This is a genomic window from Pauljensenia sp. 27098_8_83 (assembly GCF_041432695.1).
Taxonomy (GTDB): Bacteria; Actinomycetota; Actinomycetes; order Actinomycetales; family Actinomycetaceae; genus Pauljensenia.
On record NZ_JAPWAD010000027.1, the window covers coordinates 12,559 to 30,315 of the forward strand.

The 17,757-nt window shown below is 63.9% G+C and carries 16 protein-coding genes; 10 read left to right on the plus strand and 6 right to left on the minus strand.

Going from position 1 to position 17,757, the window contains the following annotated elements; all coding sequences use genetic code 11:
• Positions 1–308: 308 nt before the first annotated feature.
• Together O3656_RS09150 and O3656_RS09155 are read left to right on the plus strand one after the other, a co-directional pair.
• Positions 309–1,619: an alpha/beta fold hydrolase gene (locus tag O3656_RS09150; protein WP_500063701.1), complete on the plus strand. Its 1,311-nt coding sequence runs from the start codon at positions 309–311 to the stop codon at positions 1,617–1,619.
• Positions 1,620–1,649: 30 nt separating this feature from the next.
• Entirely contained in the window at positions 1,650–2,168 is a 519-nt protein-coding gene (locus tag O3656_RS09155; protein WP_500063703.1) for a peptidase S9, read from the plus strand.
• A gap of 83 nt (positions 2,169–2,251) precedes the next feature.
• On the opposite strand, the gene O3656_RS09160 is transcribed toward O3656_RS09155, so the two are convergent.
• The 4 genes from O3656_RS09160 to O3656_RS09175 all read right to left on the minus strand — a co-directional run bounded on the left by O3656_RS09160 (position 2,252) and on the right by O3656_RS09175 (position 6,611).
• A complete protein-coding gene (locus O3656_RS09160; protein ID WP_500063704.1) occupies positions 2,252–3,331 on the minus strand; it encodes a tetratricopeptide repeat protein in 1,080 nt (359 codons plus the stop codon).
• 65 nt (positions 3,332–3,396) lie between these two features.
• Complete coding sequence (locus O3656_RS09165) at positions 3,397–4,869, minus strand: ATP-binding protein (protein WP_500063705.1); 1,473 nt, start codon at positions 4,867–4,869, stop codon at positions 3,397–3,399.
• 71 nt (positions 4,870–4,940) lie between these two features.
• Complete coding sequence (locus tag O3656_RS09170) at positions 4,941–5,453, minus strand: hypothetical protein (protein WP_500063706.1); 513 nt, start codon at positions 5,451–5,453, stop codon at positions 4,941–4,943.
• Between the two features lie 198 nt (positions 5,454–5,651).
• A complete protein-coding gene (locus O3656_RS09175; protein ID WP_500063707.1) occupies positions 5,652–6,611 on the minus strand; it encodes a hypothetical protein in 960 nt (319 codons plus the stop codon).
• 279 nt (positions 6,612–6,890) lie between these two features.
• On the opposite strand from O3656_RS09175, the gene O3656_RS09180 reads away from it, so the two are divergent.
• The 7 genes from O3656_RS09180 to nrdF all read left to right on the plus strand — a co-directional run bounded on the left by O3656_RS09180 (position 6,891) and on the right by nrdF (position 13,505).
• Positions 6,891–8,924, plus strand: a complete 2,034-nt coding sequence (locus O3656_RS09180; RefSeq protein ID WP_500063708.1) for a ComEC/Rec2 family competence protein — start codon at positions 6,891–6,893, stop codon at positions 8,922–8,924.
• Between the two features lie 474 nt (positions 8,925–9,398).
• Positions 9,399–10,394, plus strand: coding sequence for a hypothetical protein (locus O3656_RS09185; protein WP_500063709.1), 996 nt, complete (start codon positions 9,399–9,401; stop codon positions 10,392–10,394).
• Positions 10,391–10,834 (plus strand): hypothetical protein, encoded by a 444-nt coding sequence (locus tag O3656_RS09190; protein ID WP_500063710.1) that lies wholly within the window; start codon positions 10,391–10,393, stop codon positions 10,832–10,834. The genes O3656_RS09185 and O3656_RS09190 overlap by 4 nt, the downstream gene beginning before the upstream one ends.
• Positions 10,831–11,376 (plus strand): hypothetical protein, encoded by a 546-nt coding sequence (locus tag O3656_RS09195; RefSeq protein ID WP_500063711.1) that lies wholly within the window; start codon positions 10,831–10,833, stop codon positions 11,374–11,376. Before O3656_RS09190 ends, O3656_RS09195 begins: the two co-directional genes overlap by 4 nt.
• Positions 11,369–12,058, plus strand: coding sequence for a hypothetical protein (locus O3656_RS09200; protein ID WP_500063712.1), 690 nt, complete (start codon positions 11,369–11,371; stop codon positions 12,056–12,058). Before O3656_RS09195 ends, O3656_RS09200 begins: the two co-directional genes overlap by 8 nt.
• Complete coding sequence (locus tag O3656_RS09205; RefSeq protein WP_500063714.1) at positions 12,055–12,423, plus strand: hypothetical protein; 369 nt, start codon at positions 12,055–12,057, stop codon at positions 12,421–12,423. Before O3656_RS09200 ends, O3656_RS09205 begins: the two co-directional genes overlap by 4 nt.
• Positions 12,424–12,542: 119 nt before the next feature.
• Positions 12,543–13,505: a class 1b ribonucleoside-diphosphate reductase subunit beta gene (gene nrdF / locus O3656_RS09210; protein ID WP_500063715.1), complete on the plus strand. Its 963-nt coding sequence runs from the start codon at positions 12,543–12,545 to the stop codon at positions 13,503–13,505.
• A 372-nt stretch (positions 13,506–13,877) separates the two neighbouring features.
• Here nrdF and O3656_RS09215 read toward each other — a convergent pair whose 3' ends face one another.
• Positions 13,878–15,989: a SpaA isopeptide-forming pilin-related protein gene (locus tag O3656_RS09215; protein ID WP_500063717.1), complete on the minus strand. Its 2,112-nt coding sequence runs from the start codon at positions 15,987–15,989 to the stop codon at positions 13,878–13,880.
• A gap of 3 nt (positions 15,990–15,992) precedes the next feature.
• Positions 15,993–16,565: a hypothetical protein gene (locus O3656_RS09220; protein WP_500063718.1), complete on the minus strand. Its 573-nt coding sequence runs from the start codon at positions 16,563–16,565 to the stop codon at positions 15,993–15,995.
• A gap of 486 nt (positions 16,566–17,051) precedes the next feature.
• On the opposite strand from O3656_RS09220, the gene O3656_RS09225 reads away from it, so the two are divergent.
• Complete coding sequence (locus O3656_RS09225; protein ID WP_016460761.1) at positions 17,052–17,753, plus strand: FHA domain-containing protein; 702 nt, start codon at positions 17,052–17,054, stop codon at positions 17,751–17,753.
• Positions 17,754–17,757: the final 4 nt, after the last annotated feature.

Here is a 17,757-nt window from a genome sequence, read left to right on the forward strand (position 1 = left end):
ACTACCAGAAATTTCGCACGTAATTCGATTGTGTGAACTTTCAACAACCTCCGGAATCGTTGCAATTCCAACGATACCAATTCAAATCCTGAAAGAGTCCCAGGGGAATTACGTGCGAAATTGCTGGGCGCACATCAGGCTGCAGCCCCAGCCCGACGGCACCCGGAACACCCGTGGGGCCACAAGCAACACCATCAATCGGGCGGGCCGACGCCCACGGCGCAGCCCCGCCCCACAGCCGGGCCAAACAGCAGCCAGAACAGCCACGGCCACAACGAGCCTGCCCCAAAACCGCTACCATTGTGTCCATGCACACAGAGTCGTACCTGCACCATGGCCACACCGTTTACGAGCACCGCCTGGACGTCCCGCTGGATCACCTGCGCCCCACCGGCGAGGACAATCCGACGATCCAGGTTTTCGCGCGCGAGGTCGTGCGTAAGGGCCGCGAGGATGCGCCCTACGCGGTGTTCCTGCAGGGCGGCCCGGGCTACCCGAGCCCGCGTTTCGGCACGTTTACCGGCGGCTGGATGAATCGCCTCCTGCAGGATTACCGCGTGGTGCTCCTGGATCAACGAGGCACGGGCCAGTCGACCCGCATGGACGCTCAGGCGCTCGCCCACTTGGGCACGGACGAGGAGAAGGCCGCGTACCTGCGCCACTTCCGCCAGGACCAGATCGTGTACGACGCGGAGGCGCTGCGCCGCGAGCTGTGCGGTGATGACCCGTGGACGACGCTCGGCCAGTCTTTCGGCGGCTTCATCACGACCTCGTACCTGTCGCTGGCTCCCCAGGGCCTGAAGGCCAGCTTGATCACGGGAGGCCTGCCCGGCCTCGTCCACGTGGATGAGATCTACCGCCTGACCTATGAGCGCACGGCGGCGCGCAACCGCGCGTACTTCCAGCGTCACCCGGGGGATGAGCGCACGGTGCGTGAGCTGTGCGCGCACTTGGCGGACACGGAGGAGACGCTGCCGACGGGTGAGCGCCTGTCCCCCGCGCGCCTGCGCATGATCGGCATGATGCTGGGCGGGCAGGGCAACACGGATCAGCTGCACTACCTCCTCGAGGGGCCGTGGACGTCGGTTCGAGGCGAGCGCCGCCTCTCGTCGCAGTTCCTGGCGGCGATCGGCTCGCAGGTGGACGTCGCGCCGATTTACGGGGTGTTCCAGGAGTACATTTACGCGTGCGCGACGCCGGATCTGGTGGGCACGGCGACGCTCTGGGCGGCGGACCGTCTGGCCGAGGAGGTCCCGGGCTTCGCGAAGGACGCGAACCCGCTGGATGAGAGCGAGCCCTTCTACCTGACGGGTGAGCATTTCATGCGCCGCGTGTTCGACGAGGACCCGGGCTTGGCACCGTTGAAGGGTGCGGCACAGATCCTCGCGTCGACGACGGAGGCGGCTCCCGTCTACCTGCCGGACGTATTGGCCGAGAACACGGTGCCGGTGGCGGCCGCCGTGTACTACGACGACATGTTCGTGCCGCGCGAGCTGTCCTTGGACACGGGCAACTTGATCGGCGCCCACCACTACATCACGAACGAGTACCAGCACGACGGTTCCGCCTATTCTGGCGGAAAGGTCGTCTCTCACCTGTTGGACCTGCTCGCGGACTGACCCGCGAACGCCTGATCGAAAGGACTGGCTATGACCGCCTCATCTACCTGTTCTTGTCCGTGCGCCGGCTCGGTGGACCCGATGCGGGTCGCGGGGTTCGCGGCGGGCGTGGGCGCGACTGTCGCCTGGTACGCGCTGCCTGATTATGTGCGTTCTCGCCCGTTGCGCGGCCTCGCGAAGGCGGGCCTGCTGGGTGTGCTCGGCTGGTCGATGGTGGCGCAGCTGCCGGAGGGCGCGGAGCTTGCGCCCTACGACGACGAGGACGTGGATTGTTCGAAGTCCTCACCCGTGGCGGGCGAGGATCCACTGGAGGGCGTCACGGAGGCGGATCCGGCCGAGCTGGCGGTTCTCGCGGGCGCGGCGCTGGGTTCGGCGATGATCACGGTCGGCGTGGAGCGTTGGCTGTTCCGCCGCGGCGAGCGTCGTCGCGCGCAGGGCGCTCGTTTTGCTCATACGAGGCAGGGGCTGGTCCTGGGCGGTCTGGAGGCCGCTTTGACCGTGGTGACGTTCAGCGCGGGGGCTGTGCGAGGCAAGCTCTCGAAGGACTGAGGCAGCGCCCGCCGACCCCACGCCAACAGCCGCCGACCCCACGCCAGCCGTCCACGCGCGAGCCGCCGTCCGCCGCCCGCTCGTTAGCGTTCGCGCCTGAAGACCATGTAGCGGGCGAGCGCGGCACCGACCCACCCGCAGGCCATGACGAGGATGGGCACGCCCACGGCCGTCCACCACGAGGATGCGGGGACAAAGTACCGCAGCACTGCGAATGCCACGGGGGTGACGACGAGGAACGCGAGCGAGATCGTCGCGATCGTCGCGCCGACGGGTCGGCGCTTGAACACGAGGTCGACGACCTCGCGGCGCGTCTTGCCCTGTCCGGCGGCGACCTGTGAGAGGTGTTTGCGCACCGCGCTGTCCATGCCGCGCAGGGGAATCAACGCGGACCACACCAGCCCGACGATGATCGCAACGTCGCGGCTGCCGAACGCGTAGACGAGGCCCGCGATTGACCAGCCGATCACGTAGGTAATCGTGAGGCCTAGGCAGAGGTAGAAGAGCGGCTTGAACACCAGCCAGTGGAGCTTATTCTCGTATGTCTTCTCGTCGGGGTTCTGTGCGAGGAGGTCACGGTAGAGGCGGCTGGTGGCGTCGGTGCGGTCGACTTCTTGTATGTCCGCGATTGCTTCGCGGGCGGCCTCGTTGTTCGGATCGATTGAGAGGACGTGCCGGTAGACGTCGAGCGCCGCTTGTTCATCGTCCCGGGCGAGCAGCCGGCCGAGGGTGTTGAGCGCAAAGGGGTCTTCGGGGTCGAGGCGCGCGCCTTCACGCGCTTCGCGCAGCGCTTCCTCCCACTGGAAGTTGCGCGCGAGGGCGTGAGCCCTCATGGTGTGGCTGAAACCGTATTGTGGCGCGAGTTCGACCAGGCGCGTGGCGTGTGTGAGGGCGAGCGCACGGTCCCCCTCTAAGTAGGTCAGCCAGTACAGGGCACTGAGGTTGTTGGGGGAGGCCTCGACGGCGCGTCGAGCGCACGCGTAGGCCTTCTCAGGCTCGCGATTTGTGAGGTGAGCGTGGGCGAGGAGACAGTTCACTTGCGCCGAAACCTCGGGGTCGGCCTGAGGGATTGTGACGAGTTTTTCGATGGCTCGTTCGGGGCGCTTGATGTCGATCAAGGCCTGGGCGTGCCTGATCCGCTTCGAGATGTCCTCGGTCACCATCGGTCCTCCTCGGTGTCGGTAGCGAACGGCGAGGGGTGGGCAGCGCGAGCGCGCCGCCCACCTCCTCACAGCAGGTTGTTCGCCTTCATGTACTCCGCGAGGTCGTCGTATTCGCCTTCTCGGTTGCCGTATTCGACGATGTTGCGGGCGGTGACGAACCAGGGACCCGCGCTGGGCCGAATCTGTTCCAGCGCCCTGAGGAAATCCTGCATGGTCACCATGCGCACGTTGCCGGTGCGCACGGAGTCCATCATCGCGTATTCGACGGCGCTGTCGACCAGGTGGGCCAGGTCGGCACCGGTGAATCCGTTGGTGCGCTGGACGAGGTAGCCCAGGTCGATGCCTTCGACGGGGCGGGACTTGAGGTGGTGGTAGAGGACGGCCTGCCGGGCGGGGCCGTCGGGGGGCAGGACGGCGATGGATCGGTCGAAGCGTCCGGGCCTGCGCAGCGCGGGGTCCACGTCCCACGGGGTGTTGGTCGCGGCGAGGACGAAGACGCCTTCGTTGTCGGATCCGATGCCGTCCAGTTCCATGAGAAGCTGGTTGGTGACCGATCGCATGCCGGAATAGCCCATGTCCGCTCTCCGCATGCCGATCGCATCGATTTCGTCGAGGAAGAAGACGACGGGGGCGTTGGCGCGCGCAGTCTCGAAGAGTTCGTGGAGGTTAGCTTCCGATTCACCGAAGTAGCGCGCCATGACATCGCTAATCTTGACGTTCATGAACGCGGCGCCGAGCTCGCCGGCGAGAGCACGGGCGATGTAGGTCTTGCCGCATCCGGGAGGGCCGTAGAGCAGCAGGCCGCCGTTGAGGCTCTTGCCGTAGAGCTTGCGGATCTCAGGGTTGCGCAGGGGTGCCAGGAAGGCCATGGTGAGGCGGTCCTTGACCGACTGCATGCCGCCCACGTCGGCCAGCGTCGACGTCACGTTTTCAAAGGCCCACGCGTCCCCTTCGGGTTTCTCGTCAACTTCGACTTCGCCTTCGACGGCCCCCGGTTTCACGAATGCGGGTGCCGGTCCGCCGACCTGCTTCTCAGCGTTCTTCCAGTCGAAGTTTTCCGGATCGGCGCCGTCGGGGGAAGCGGGGTCATCCTGCCCATCTCCGGCCTCGCCTGTCGACGCGCCTCCCTCGTTGTTCCCTTCCTCGGCCGTCTGCGGGAAGTCCGCGGGATGAATCGTCACGATCGCGGGAATGCCTGCGTCGTCCGAGGCAGGGGCGGCGGGCGCAGACGGAGCGGGCTCCTCGGGCGCGGTGAGGGGGTCGGCCTCGTACGAGGCGGGAGCTGCAGTTGCAGGTTCAGCGTCAGTCGGCCCGTCGACGGCCGGGGCCGAGGCCTCGGGCGCGCCGAGGGCGCTGCGCATGAGGGCCGAGACGCGCTCGTTGTGGGGGTCGACGGCGAGGACGACGGCGAGGTGCGAGACGGCTTCGGCGCCCCTCCCCTCGGCGATCAGGAGTTCGGCGAGGTGCTCGCGCAGGGCATGGTCCTCGGGTCGTTGTTCGATGATCGACATGAGGGAGTCGATGAGAGGATTCGTCATGCTATAAGCCTACCGGCTGGCAGGCTTCTGGGTCTATGTGCGCACGAAGCAAATCGCGCGCACGGATGACATTAGAGGGTGCGCGCGGTGATCCTGCGCAGGGCTTGGCCCGAGCGCCAGGAATTGACGAGGCCCATCGCGAGCGGCAGGGAGACGAGGGCTGCCAGGAAGGCAGATTCGGTGGCGACGGCGATGGCCCCGACGGCGAGGAAGCCGACGAACCAGGCGAGCTGCATGCGCGCGCATGCGGTCATGATCGCGCCGTCGCGCCGGGCGGCACGCAGGGCGGCGTGAGAGTCGGAGAAGATGACGAGGTCCTCGTTGCAGTCCCATTCGCGGTGCCACCGGCGCGCGACGACGATGAGTGCGGCGAGGAGCGCGAGGAGGATCAGGCCTCCTGAGAGGATGAGGGCCAGGGCCACGGCCGCGAGCGCTTCAATGGTCGGCTCGGGCATGGAGGACATTTCGACGATGGCGACGATCGCGCTCACGGAGACGATGAGGAGGACGGTGACGATATCGATGGCGATGTTGATGCGGCCCTGCGTTTGTTGCCCGGAGCGCACGCGGTTATAGCGGCGCAATTGGTCATTTCCCAGGCGGTAGGGCCTGGGCGGTGCGGCGAATTCTAAGGGCTGATGGGTCACGCCCTCACAATAGCGCTGTCTGTTGATTATCCGCGCCTTACAACGCAACTGTCAGGAGCCTAGTTTGACACGTTTTCGATGGTCAGGATATAGGCATCGGCATAGAGTGATCGAGATTTTAACCGACCGATTGAATCACCGTGTCAGCGCCATCAGAACGAAAAGAATGAGTCCAGCCAGCACGATCATACGAATGAAGTCCATGACGGAACTTCCCAGGTCGGGGAATCGCTTGCGCAGGCGCGTAAAGGTCAGGCGCACGCCGCGCGGCAACGTGCGGTTAAAGAGCGCGATCTGGAGGAACGCGAACGCGTATCCGCTCAGCGCCGACGCGGCGTACAGGAGGAAGAAGAGGAGCGCGCGTTCATCCGTCATGTAGCGCAGGGTGAAGAGATAGCCCAGCCCGGACCCGAATCCACCGATGATCGCGAATATCCACGCCTTGTCGAGCGCGAAGGTCACGCGCTTGAGCATCCCCCGGTAGGCCTTGGCAACAGTCGACTGCATTTCGATGGCGTACGAGGAACGCCCGGCACCCTTGAGGGGATGAGCCAGAGAGTCGTAGGCGAACTTTGCCTCGGCCAGGTCCGGGGCGTTCGCCTTGGCGCGACCGAACGCCCACTGCGCCGCGTTCGGGTCCACGGGCTCCCACAGGCGCCCGTACGCCATGAGGAGCTCAACGTCGTCGGGGTATCCGTCGGTGGCGATCTGCGAGACGGGCAGCGCCTCCTCGCAGCGCCCCAACTCGACGAGGCAGAGGGTCAGTTCGCGCGCAATCTCGTGGGATTGGGGGTGCAGGCGCATGCCAGCCATGGCCACGGCCCCGGCCTCCTCGACGAGGCCTTGGCGGCGTTGGGCGCGGGCAATGAGCGCGAAGGGGTCGGCCATATCGTCCCCGTAGGCGCGTGCGCGCGTCGCATACTCCTCGCACAGTGGGTACAGGCCGAGGAGGTCAGCGCAGGCGGCGGCCTGAATGTCGCGGCGGTAGCACGCATCCTCGCCCACGACCTCCATAGACTCCAGCATGTCCAGAGCCGCACGGTAGTCGCGCTTGGCGAGGGCCTCGTCAACGTCGGCGAAGGTGGGCATCGTCATGGCGCATACGATACCGTCCCACTCGCGCCCAAGGTGGCCTCGTTCACGGCCTGTGACCGGGCTCCTTATCGCAGTAAAACGCCCGCGGTATGACCTCAGGCGCAACCGCATCACCCTGCGGCACAGCGACCTCCACCGCCCATCTCCGCTCTCGACACCCACTTCTGTTATACAATTCACATTGTTATGTAATCATTAGACAATAAATCTACGTTGCGTCCCTGTAGGCTAGAGAACGTCCCAACAGTTTCTCATTAACCCAGAAAAGATCCCTCAGCAATGAAGCACTTCCGCACCGTCGAAGTGGGGCTTGTCGCAGCCCTCTCCCTGGCGTTGACGCCTGCCGTGACGTTTGCATCCCCATCGCAGGCAGACGCTTCTTCCGAGGACACGTCAATCACGGCTCCCAGCAACCCGCCCGTGTCCGACGAAGACCGCCAAACGGCCGATGCCCAACAAGCCGAGGAGAACGCCCGAGCAGCGCGACCAGACCCGCAGCCGCCCACCTCGGCCACCCCCTCGGCCCCATCGACGCAGACCCCGCCCCTCGTCACCGCTCAGCCGGACGGGAGCATCGGCAACGACAAGGTGCACATCCTGTCCCTGTCGGGCGCTGACTGCATCGTGGTGGAGTCGAATGGTCACTTCGGCATCGTGGACGCAGGCGACGACAACGACTACCCGGACGGGTCAGACCCCCGCTACCCGTGGCGAGCAAATATCGCCACATGGGGACAGGAAGACCAGGTGCGCCCCTATCTCGACAGCCTGGGCATCAACTCCTCCAACCTCGACTTCTTCATCGGCACCCACCCGCACTCCGACCATATCGGCTGGGCTGACACCCTGATCCACAGGTACCATCCCAAGCACATCTACACGCCCGTCTACGACGATTCCTACTCGGTCAGCGACGACGTGAACCCACTGTGGGACAACCAAAAGGTCTACGACGACCTCGTAGCCGCAGCGACGTGGGCCCAGGGCGCGTACGGGGCGACGTTCGACCAGCACGTCAAGCCCGGACAAGGCGACCTCATCCAAATGGGCGACATGCTCGTCCAGATCATCCCCCTGTCTCCCGACGAGGAATACGCGCACCCCGGCAAGCTCACAAACACAAACCTCATCAGCTATACGGCGAAGATCACGGCCCACGGACACAGCGCCTACCTGTCCGCTGACCTCGAGAGTGGCGAAGGCAAGGAAGACTACGCAGCTAGCATCGTCGGCCACGTGGACTGGCTGAAAGCCGGTCACCACGGCCTATCGAGCTCAAACAGCGAAAGCTTCCTGGATGCGCTCTCCCCGTCGCTCGTCATGAACACGGGTTACGAGTTCCACACCCCGGATCGCCTTGGCCTGCCCGCGCTGAAGGGCCGCTACGAGTGGTTCGAGGCGTACTCAATGCGCAACGCGGGCATCCCCGCCCTCGTCGGAACCTTCACGGCAACCGGGATCACCCACCCCTACATGAACGTCGGAATGGGACACACATTCACATCGACCACGCCCCACACCTACTGGTTCCGCAACGGCAAACTCGCTGCGACGCGCGGATGGTGGAAGGGCTTCTACGACGGCTGGCACTACTTCAACGGCTCCGCGTCAGCTGTCGAGAATGGCTGGGTGCTCGACGGAGGTCACTGGTACTGGATGGACGCCACCTCCAACATGGCTGTGAACACGTGGGTCCACGACGGCGACAAGTGGTACTGGGTGGACGACTCCGGCCACATGCTCCGCGGCGGCTGGCATTACATTGGCGGCACCTGGTATTACCTCACCGGCTCCGGCGCTGCGGCGACAGGCTGGCTCCAGGACGGTGGCTCCTGGTACTACCTGCACGCCAACGGCGCGATGGGGCAGGCATGGATCCACGATGGTACCGGCTGGTACTGGATGGACCCCTCGAGCGGGCGCATGGACGCCGGCGGCTGGCGTAGCATCTGGGGCTCCTGGTACTACCTGAGCGGCAGCGGCAAGGCCGCGGAAGGCTGGCTGCTCGATCGCGGCTCCTGGTACTACATGGCCCCTGGTAGCGCCCAGATGCGTACCGGATGGGTGAACGACGGCACCGGGTGGTTCCTCCTGTCCGGCAGCGGAGCAATGCGCTCGGGTGGCTGGGTCCAAGACGGTGGCAACTGGTATTGGCTCGACGGCAGCGGGATGATGCTCACAGGCTGGATCCAGTCGGGTGGCGCGTGGTACTGGCTTGACCCCGTCAGCGGACACATGGCGGTCGGCACGGCCACCACTGATGGCCGAACATCCCAGTTCGCGCCTTCCGGCCGTTGGCTCGGATACGTCTGAGCACACTCTCGCCGACAGAGACAGCCGGGAGCGCCCGCCTCGCCGATAACGCGGGGCGGGCGCTCCTTCGCGCGTGCCCGAGGTGACCTCGTCCAGGGCTCGCAGGGAACTTTAGGAAACGTCCTCAATAAAGCGACTCCCACCTGCTGCAACGCTGAGATACTGCATGTTCAACACACATCGCACTGCAGATTGTCACACAACCGGAGTAGTCTAACTGTCAAGTGACGCACACCACTAGCGTCGCCGATTGTTCCGACGGAGTGAAGCAATGCCCACCCTTACAGCTACCTCTTCGGTTCCCGAATCGGCAGGAACCGTAGAATTTGCCGAGTCCTTGACGTGGGACTTCCCAGTTGACGTGGACGCAGTTCAGTCGCTGAAGGACTGGTGCGACGCGCCGATCGCAGCGCTTGACGATGCCATCGCGGATGCGACAACAGCTCGCGGACAGATGGGCACCAGCGGGCCAGGTTGGTTGAGACGGTCGTCGAGCACCTAACGAACGTGATTTCCGCCAGCGAGCACGCCGTGTCATGTTTGCGCTCCCTGCATTCTGCCCTGGAGGATTACGCGGGCGCCATGGTGCCCGTCAGGACAGAGTTTCAGGCGATCATAACCGACGCCATGGCGGCTGGACTGACGGTTTCTCAGGCGGGCACACAGGTCACCATCAGTCACCCGGCAGACGTTCCGGGCGGCGTTGGCGTCGTCTTTGCGTCGCTGCGGGAGCGCTGCGACACCAATCAGAAGAAGTTCGCCTACGCCGAATCACTGTTCGGCGACGACCTCGCAGCGATCGACCCGACCATCTGGGAGTCGACAATCCTGGCTGTTTTCAACAGATTCGTCGGCACGTACGGATTTCCCACGGGACCCAACGCAGCGGGAGGCTATCCCAGCTGGGCGGATACGATGCGCAATACCGTGGGAGATACGACCGAGGCGCTCTACCTGCAAGCGAAGGGCGCCACCTATGAGGCCCCTCCCGGGCTCCGGGACGCATCGCCGTGGAAGCAAGTCGCCGAGCGAGGAAACCTCAAGAACTGGAAGGTCCCCTCCGTCAATGCCGTCGAAGGCGGCAGCCGGGTGGTCAAAGCAGCCGACGCACTTCGCATTGGCGGCAAAGTCGCAGGCCGCGCCTGCGCGGTCCTCGATGGGGCCGTCAGCGCCTACGACAGCTACCAGTCGGACTCCTACCACCACCCCGAAATGGGAGAGGGCGAGAAGATAGCAAGGGCAGGTGTGACGGGCGCTGCCAGCGCTGCAGGTGCGTACTTGGGAGCCACATACGGAGCGCAACTAGGCGCAGCTATCGGTGCCGTCGGCGGCCCCGTCGGCATTCTGGCGGGGGGCGTGATCGGCGGCGTCATAGGCGGGCTAGTGGGAAGCAAAATTGGACAAAAAGCAGCAAGTCTCGTCAATGACGGCATGCACGCGCTCATCAACATCGGAGGTTCACAGTCATGATTTTCTGGGAAGTCTGTGGAGCGATTTTCGGACTCATGATTATTGGCGCCTGGTACATGGAGACCTATCTCGACACCACATTCTCTAGCAACTCTCGCATCGTTACCTCACGGATGAGCAGCAGCGCGAGAAGCCAAGCAACAACACGCCCACTTGTTGGCCTTGGTTTCTTCATCTGCAGCCTCGGAGAAGCTATCTCTGAGCTCAGCTCTTATTACATCGTCACGGGGATCCTCATCGTCACCGGTCTACTCTGTTTTCTTATCGCTGCCATCTATCATTTCTTCCCCTTATCCGTTCCCCGCTGGGCCGACGCCCGATACCAGTACATGAAGCGCCACGGCATGCTGGACGAGAACGGCGATCCGTTGCCGCAGGCGTCTTCGACAGAGGGCGACGAGGAATCCGATGACGACGATCAGGGCCAGGGCGTGCTATGAGCCTGTCAAGCTATTGGCTCATGCCTCCCCGATGGTCTTCCTGCCCGAAGGAGGAGATCTCCTCGATCCTCAACCAGGCATTCACGGAAACCGGCGAAACAGTAGGTCGGACAACAAGCGACAATCCGTATCCAGATTCGCCGTCATCCGAGGGAGGCGTCATCGCCCTGGCCGTCGGCCCTATCGATGCAGACTACGGCTTCACGCCCACCGTCCTCGTGCTTGCATCCCCGATCCCCGCGAACACCACGCCTGAGCAAGCTGTAGCAGAATCAGCAGAGGCCCTCTCCCACCAGGTTCCGGGTTTTCGCATGCTGGAAGACTGCCTCTGGCCAGCGACTCCGAAATCCGCACAACTGCGGACGGGGATCTACATTCAGGGCAGGGTGCCCATCACCGCCTGCCAGTGGGCATGGATTCATTCCGACGGCACGAATGACTTCCTCCTCACGGCGACAGCGACGATGACAACCCCCGCTTTCAGCAACCTGAACGAAGACGTTCTCGCAATCATCATGAGCCTGGAGGTGCACAATGGCTGACCGTCCCCACATCGTCATTCCGGGCGACGTCACCTCGAGCTTCGTCACCTCCCAAGAACTCACCGGAGACGCGCTGCATCTTGCAGCCCTCACGCGCACCGCCCACTCACAGCTGATCATCTCGACCACATCCCCAGAGGACTCTCAGTGTCGCCGCGCGAACATCTGGATGCAGCCGGGGCCCTGCGTCGTCGCCCGCACCGCTACCACCCCCGACGGTGGCACTGAGACTCACATTTATCAGATCGATAACGAGGAAATTCCGCACGTCGCGGCGGCGATATCTCCGCTCACGCCTAACCCCGCCATCTTCGATGGGCCTCCCGTACTACCAACGGCCATCGTGAACGCCGCACAGCAGGGCATGACCGAACAGACGGCCCAGCTCCTCGAAAATTACTCCTCCTACGGCCCCTCAGATTCCGCCTTCGCGCAAGCTCTCATGACTCAACGCTGGGCATACACTACCTGGATCCGGGAGGACTGCGCGGGCGAGGATCCCTTCGCTCCGGCAGCCATTCTGTCGACTCTCATCACTCCGGCCGCCTCCTACAGGGTCGAGGCCCCACCCCTCGCCCCCAGCACCGGCCCGCACATCCCCATCTACTCGATCTACAACACGCAGCTGTGGGGCCTGATCACGCACTTCTTCGCCCTGTCATCCGAGAGGAATGAGCCATGAGCTACGTCAATATCGAATGGGACTACAACGAAGTTCAGTCCATCATCTCAGCTGTCGACCGCACGTCCACGACCCTGAAGAACGTGTCCACACCGAGCACAGCCAACACGGGTAGCGCCCACCACGCGACCCTCATCAAGCACCTCACGGCTCTTGACACAATGATCAGTCAGATGGCGTGGATTACCAACGGCATTAGCCTAGGCCTGGGTGCCGCAACAGAGGACTTCCAGTGCACGGACAACGAGGCCGCAGACGTCATGCGCGAGATCCAGCGCTACAACGACGTGTACACCCACAGAAATCCGGTCCGCCCCTCAATCGGGCAAAAGCCAGCAGCCACCTCATCGTCCTCACCGAGGTGACCTCGTCCACGAAACACGGCCCACCAGCCTCGTCGCGGGCCTCGCACCCACTATCCTGGACCCTATACGCGAGGCCGCCCCGGCCTCGTCCGTCCGACACCGCACACAGAGGAGCCCCCATGGCGACCGAGCCCGTGTTCGAGGCCATCAACTGGAACAAGATCCAAGACGACAAGGACCTCGAGGTCTGGGATCGCCTGACGGGTAACTTCTGGCTGCCTGAGAAGATTCCGCTCTCCAACGACCTGCCGAGCTGGAAGACCCTCACCAAGGACGAGCAGCTCATGACGAACCGCGTGTTCACGGGCCTGACCCTACTCGACACGCTCCAGGGCACGGTCGGCGCGGTGTCGCTCATCCCGGACGCGCGCACCCCGCACGAGGAGGCCGTCTACACGAACATCGCGTTCATGGAGTCGGTGCACGCCAAGTCCTACTCGTCGATCTTCTCCACCCTGCTGTCCACGGAGGAAATCAACGAGTCCTTCCGCTGGTCGAACGAGAACGCGGCCCTGCAGAAGAAGGCCGAGATCGTCAAGTCCTACTACGATGGCAACGACCCGGAGAAGCGCAAGGTCGCCTCGACGATGCTCGAGTCCTTCCTGTTCTACTCGGGTTTCTACGCGCCCATGTACTGGAGCTCGCACGCCAAGCTCACGAACACGGCCGACCTGATCCGCCTCATCATCCGCGACGAGGCCGTTCACGGCTACTACATCGGCTACAAGTACCAGCTGGCCGTGAATGAGTCGAGCCAGGAGCGCCAGGATGACCTGCGCGACTACACGTACGCGCTGCTGTACGAGCTCTACGAGAACGAGGAGCAGTACACGGAGGACCTGTACGATCCGCTCGGCCTGACCGAGGACGTGAAGAAGTTCCTGCGTTACAACGCGAACAAGGCGCTCATGAACCTGGGTTACGAGGCCCTGTTCCCGCACGACGCGACCGACGTGAACCCCGCGATCCTGGCGGCACTGAGCCCCAACGCGGACGAGAACCACGACTTCTTCTCGGGTTCCGGCTCATCCTACGTGATGGGCGAGGTCGTGGACACCGAGGACGAGGACTGGGACTTCTGATCCTGCACGGGGCCGGGCGCACGTTGTGCGCCCGGCCCCGTTGTATGTGCGCAGCCGGGCGGTATCGTCCGCGGCCTTCCCTCTTCCTCGGTTCCCCTCCCAAAAGTCGCAGGTAATTTAACACGGTCAGTTTTAGATATGGCCCATAAACGTTGCAATTCCAACGATGCGATTTCAATGTTTGAAATAGTCGCGAGGGAATTGCATGCGACATTGGTGAGGAACCACGGAACCACGGAACCACGGAACCACGACTTGACAACTGCAGGAATCTGGCGGGCGCACGACGCGGCCGTATCGTATGCCCGGCCGCGTTGTGTGCCCGCGTCGTGCGCCCGGCCGCATTCCTTATGCGGCCCGCATCATCTCTCCTTACGAGGCCCGCGCCCACTCTCGGCGTCGCCACGCGCAGCCGGCGAGGCCGAGCAGGGCGGCTCCCACCGCCAGCTGCGGGTAGACGCCGATAGATCCGGCCTTGGGCAGGGTGCCGACCTGCGTGTCGACGACGCGGATACCCGGCAGGGCGGCGTCGCCGCTCGCGTCGGCGTCGGCGGGCAGGACTCGCACGGAGGTGAAGCCTTGGTCCGGTCCATAGTCGGCCACAACGACGGTCGAACGCGCGTCATCGGTCCCAACCTCGATATGGAAGGGAACGGGGCGCGGCAGCAGGACGTGACCTGCGGGCGCGCGGGTCTCCACGAGCCAGTAGGTGACGCCCTTCTCCAGGGACGAGACCACGAAGCTGGATCCACCATCAAGTACGCTGACCGGGGTTCCGCTGAGCTCCGCGTTGTCGTAGATCGCGAATGCAGCGCCGTCAAGCGGATAGGTGCCATCGTCGTTCGGGGTACCGACCGGCTGCGTACCGGCCTTCTCGATGCGTATCGAGCGCGGGCGAGCGGGCGCACAGGCCACGTTGTTGGCGGAGCCGTCGTGATCCTTGGGTCCGGCGACCTCGTTGTAGAGGCCGTGGCCCGGAACAAGGCGCTCATTCTCGGTGCGGCACTCGAGCAGGGTCTCCCTGTACCCCTCGGCACTCGTGTCGCGCGCGACGGTGAAGCGGATGAACCACGTAACGGAGGCGCCCGGCTCGATGTCGGTCCCCTCGGTCAGGACATAGTTTTCGGCCGCAGGCAGCGCGGGGACCCGGTCGATATTCTCCGGCTCGGTGGTGATGCGCGCGGATTGCACGGTCAGGCCCGGCGCGAAGTCGGGACGGTCCACGACGCGGCCCGTCGACCCCTTGACGTTGCCGTCGTTGGTCGCGGTGATGCGATAGGTGACCGTGATCGTGTCGGTCGTCCCGCCCTCAACAGCATCGAGGCTCTTGTCGAGGCGCAGGTTCGGCGACTGCTTTTGGTTCGTGAAGGTACACGTGATCGGCAGTGCCGCGGGGGACGAGGCCGGGGCAACCTGGGAGAAGTCCACACCGCCGGTGGTCGCGTCGCGCGTGACGTTCACGCGCTCGCCCACGCCGTTCAGGCAGGTCACGTCGGTCATGGCCCACACGGGGCTCCCCTGCAGCTCGCTGGTTTCCCAGGTGGGGCCGAAGTAGCCGGGCTTCGGGGAGTACCCGGGCAGGACGGGGCCAGTCTCGGCGATGACGAACCTCGACCGACCCGGAACGAAGGCCTTGTAGGACGAGGTCGCGGTGCCGCCAGCGCCGTAGCCGGTGGGGGTCAGCTGCGCGTCCGAGAAGGAGCCCGCCTCCACGAAGCCGTCGGCGGCCACGAGCGTCGTGTCCGGGGTTCCGGTCATGCCGTCCCAGCCATTGCCGACCCGCGTCGTGAAGGTGAAGGGCGGAATCTCCCCACCAACGCCCTCGGAATCTTCGGTGATGTTCTTGGCGACGCGCACGTAGCGTTCCTGCTGGAAGTAGCCATACATACAGCCGAAAGAGGAGGTGTTTTCCTTCGTCGTAAACGTAGACACCGGCTCCACGCCCGCCGGGGGCGCGGCGGGGCAGTTGCCGTCCGCGTTGGGCACAAAGCCGTAGATGAAGAGGCGATGCGGAATACCGTTGATCATGACGGTCTTCTCAGACGTGGTCTTACGGATCGTCAGGATGTCGTCAGAGTCCGGGGTTGATCCAGGAATACCGGCGTTCTCGGGATAGGTACTCGGCTCCCTGTTCGCAGCGGGCGGGCTGGGATTCTTGTAGATGTCCACACTACCCTTGCCCTCGCCGACATAACGGTGGCAATACCATTTGTTTTTGTCCCCGCGCTTGCGAGCCTTGTAGGGAGCTCCGGGGTAGCAGCCATAGCCGTTAGGAACGGACGTCGTTTCCTCGTAGGGACCTCCGGCTCGGGGCACCGCGGTCGTCTCCGTGTCGTTGACCGTCTCATACTGGTCGAAGGGGAAGGACTCCTCCAGGTCGCCGATGCGAATATCGAAAGAGGAGTGCACCCAGTCCTGCATCGTCATGATGGGGAAGTTGTTGTGGCGCACGGCCCCAATCAGGAAGGGCTCGCCCAGCGTCACCGTTCACGGATCGTTGGGCTTGTAGCCCAGGGCGCTCGTCGTGGAGGCAGAGATCCGGCTGGGATCATACTCACCCCTATAGTTCCTGCCGTAACGGAAGTGATCATAGGCCTGGCCACGGGCAATGTACGACCAGTAGTCCCCACTCTCAGCCACGGATGCTTTCAGCCACGGCTGAACCTGAGTGCCACTGGTGTGCTTGATCGACGACTGGTTCGGGTCGCTCGAGTTGTAGCGCGACTGGCCGCGCACAACACCGAAGTAGCCGTTGTCGGACACGAAGGTGGTGCGATCTCCTTCAGTGTTGTTGATGACGGTGGCGCCGATACGCCCCTCGGCGCGATTAAACGAGGTCGTGGTCACGCCGGGCGTCTCGAGCGGAGCCTCGGCGTGGGAGGGCTCGACAGCGGAGGTGAGCGCGGGCAGCGCCGAGGCGGCGGCGAACGCCCCGGTGATCAGGGCGCGAGCGAGAAAGCGACGAGGCCTGGGACCGCGGGTGCGGAGGGAGGCCTCGGGCGTATATCGCCCTCGCGAAGGAGCGATGTCCGCCAGGCGAGCACCGCGCACAGCTTCCACATGTTGCATAGTTCCCCCAGTTAGCAATAGTTACTACGACACCCTAACAAGTCCCATTAATTTACGAATACACTGTGGCAAGTATCATCGCATTCATCTTCTACCAGCTGTTTCATTGCTTCGAGGTGCATGACTAAATTCCGCATTAATTCCACAGACACTCGGATTAACGCATCAATGAGCGGCACCAACAAGCAACCAACGCCAGACACGCCGCCATGAGAGAGCCTCTCGCACTTTGTTTGCTCCACCACACTTATAGTCACACGTGTAACATGTGCACCACATGTCACAGGCGCATCATGGCGCGATATTCCCCGGCATAGCGCGCATACAGAAGAAAGAACAAGCCTGTGCGCATCGGAAACATCCCGACAGATGAGGCCCCGGCACTTCCGAGGCCCGTTAGACTGTGACTAGGAGCGGCTTCGCTTCCACAACGAACGTACGTCGCGCGCAGCGCGGGGGAATGAGGAGAGCACGACTATGAGTATCTTCGACCGCTTCGAGAGCGCCGTCGAGAGAGGCGTCAACGGCGCCTTCTCGCGCGTGTTCCGGTCGGGGATCAAGCCCGTGGACATCACCACGGCGATCCGCCGCGCCATGGACGAATCCGTCCAGGAAGTCTCCGCCTCGCGCATCATCGCCGCGAACCACTTCGCGGTCTACGCCTCGCGCACCGACCTCACGTCCCTCGAGGCATCCCTTGACGTCCTCGCCGACGAATTCGCCCAGCAGGCCACCGAGCACGCCTCCTCAAACGGCTACTCACTCCTCGGACCCGTGACGATCGAATTCATCGCCGACGCGTCCGAGCCCAGCGGCACCCTCAAGGTCGACGCCGAGAACCGCAGGGGCCCCGCAGCCCCCGCCACTGCCTCGTCCGCGTCCCCCGAACACCCCATCATCGATGTCGACGGCGAAAAGTGGCTCCTCACCGAGCCCGTGACCGTCATCGGACGCGGCTCTGAAGCCGATATCGTCGTCAACGACTCGGGTGTCTCGCGCCGTCACCTCGAACTGCGCATCACCCCCACCGGCGTGATCGCAACCGACCTCGGTTCCACCAACGGCACCTTCGTTGAAGGACACCGAATCGACGCAGCGACCCTGCTCGACGGCAACCAGATCGTCATCGGACGTACCAAGATCCTCTTCTGGACCCACCCAGACCAGAGCGGAGTTTAATGAA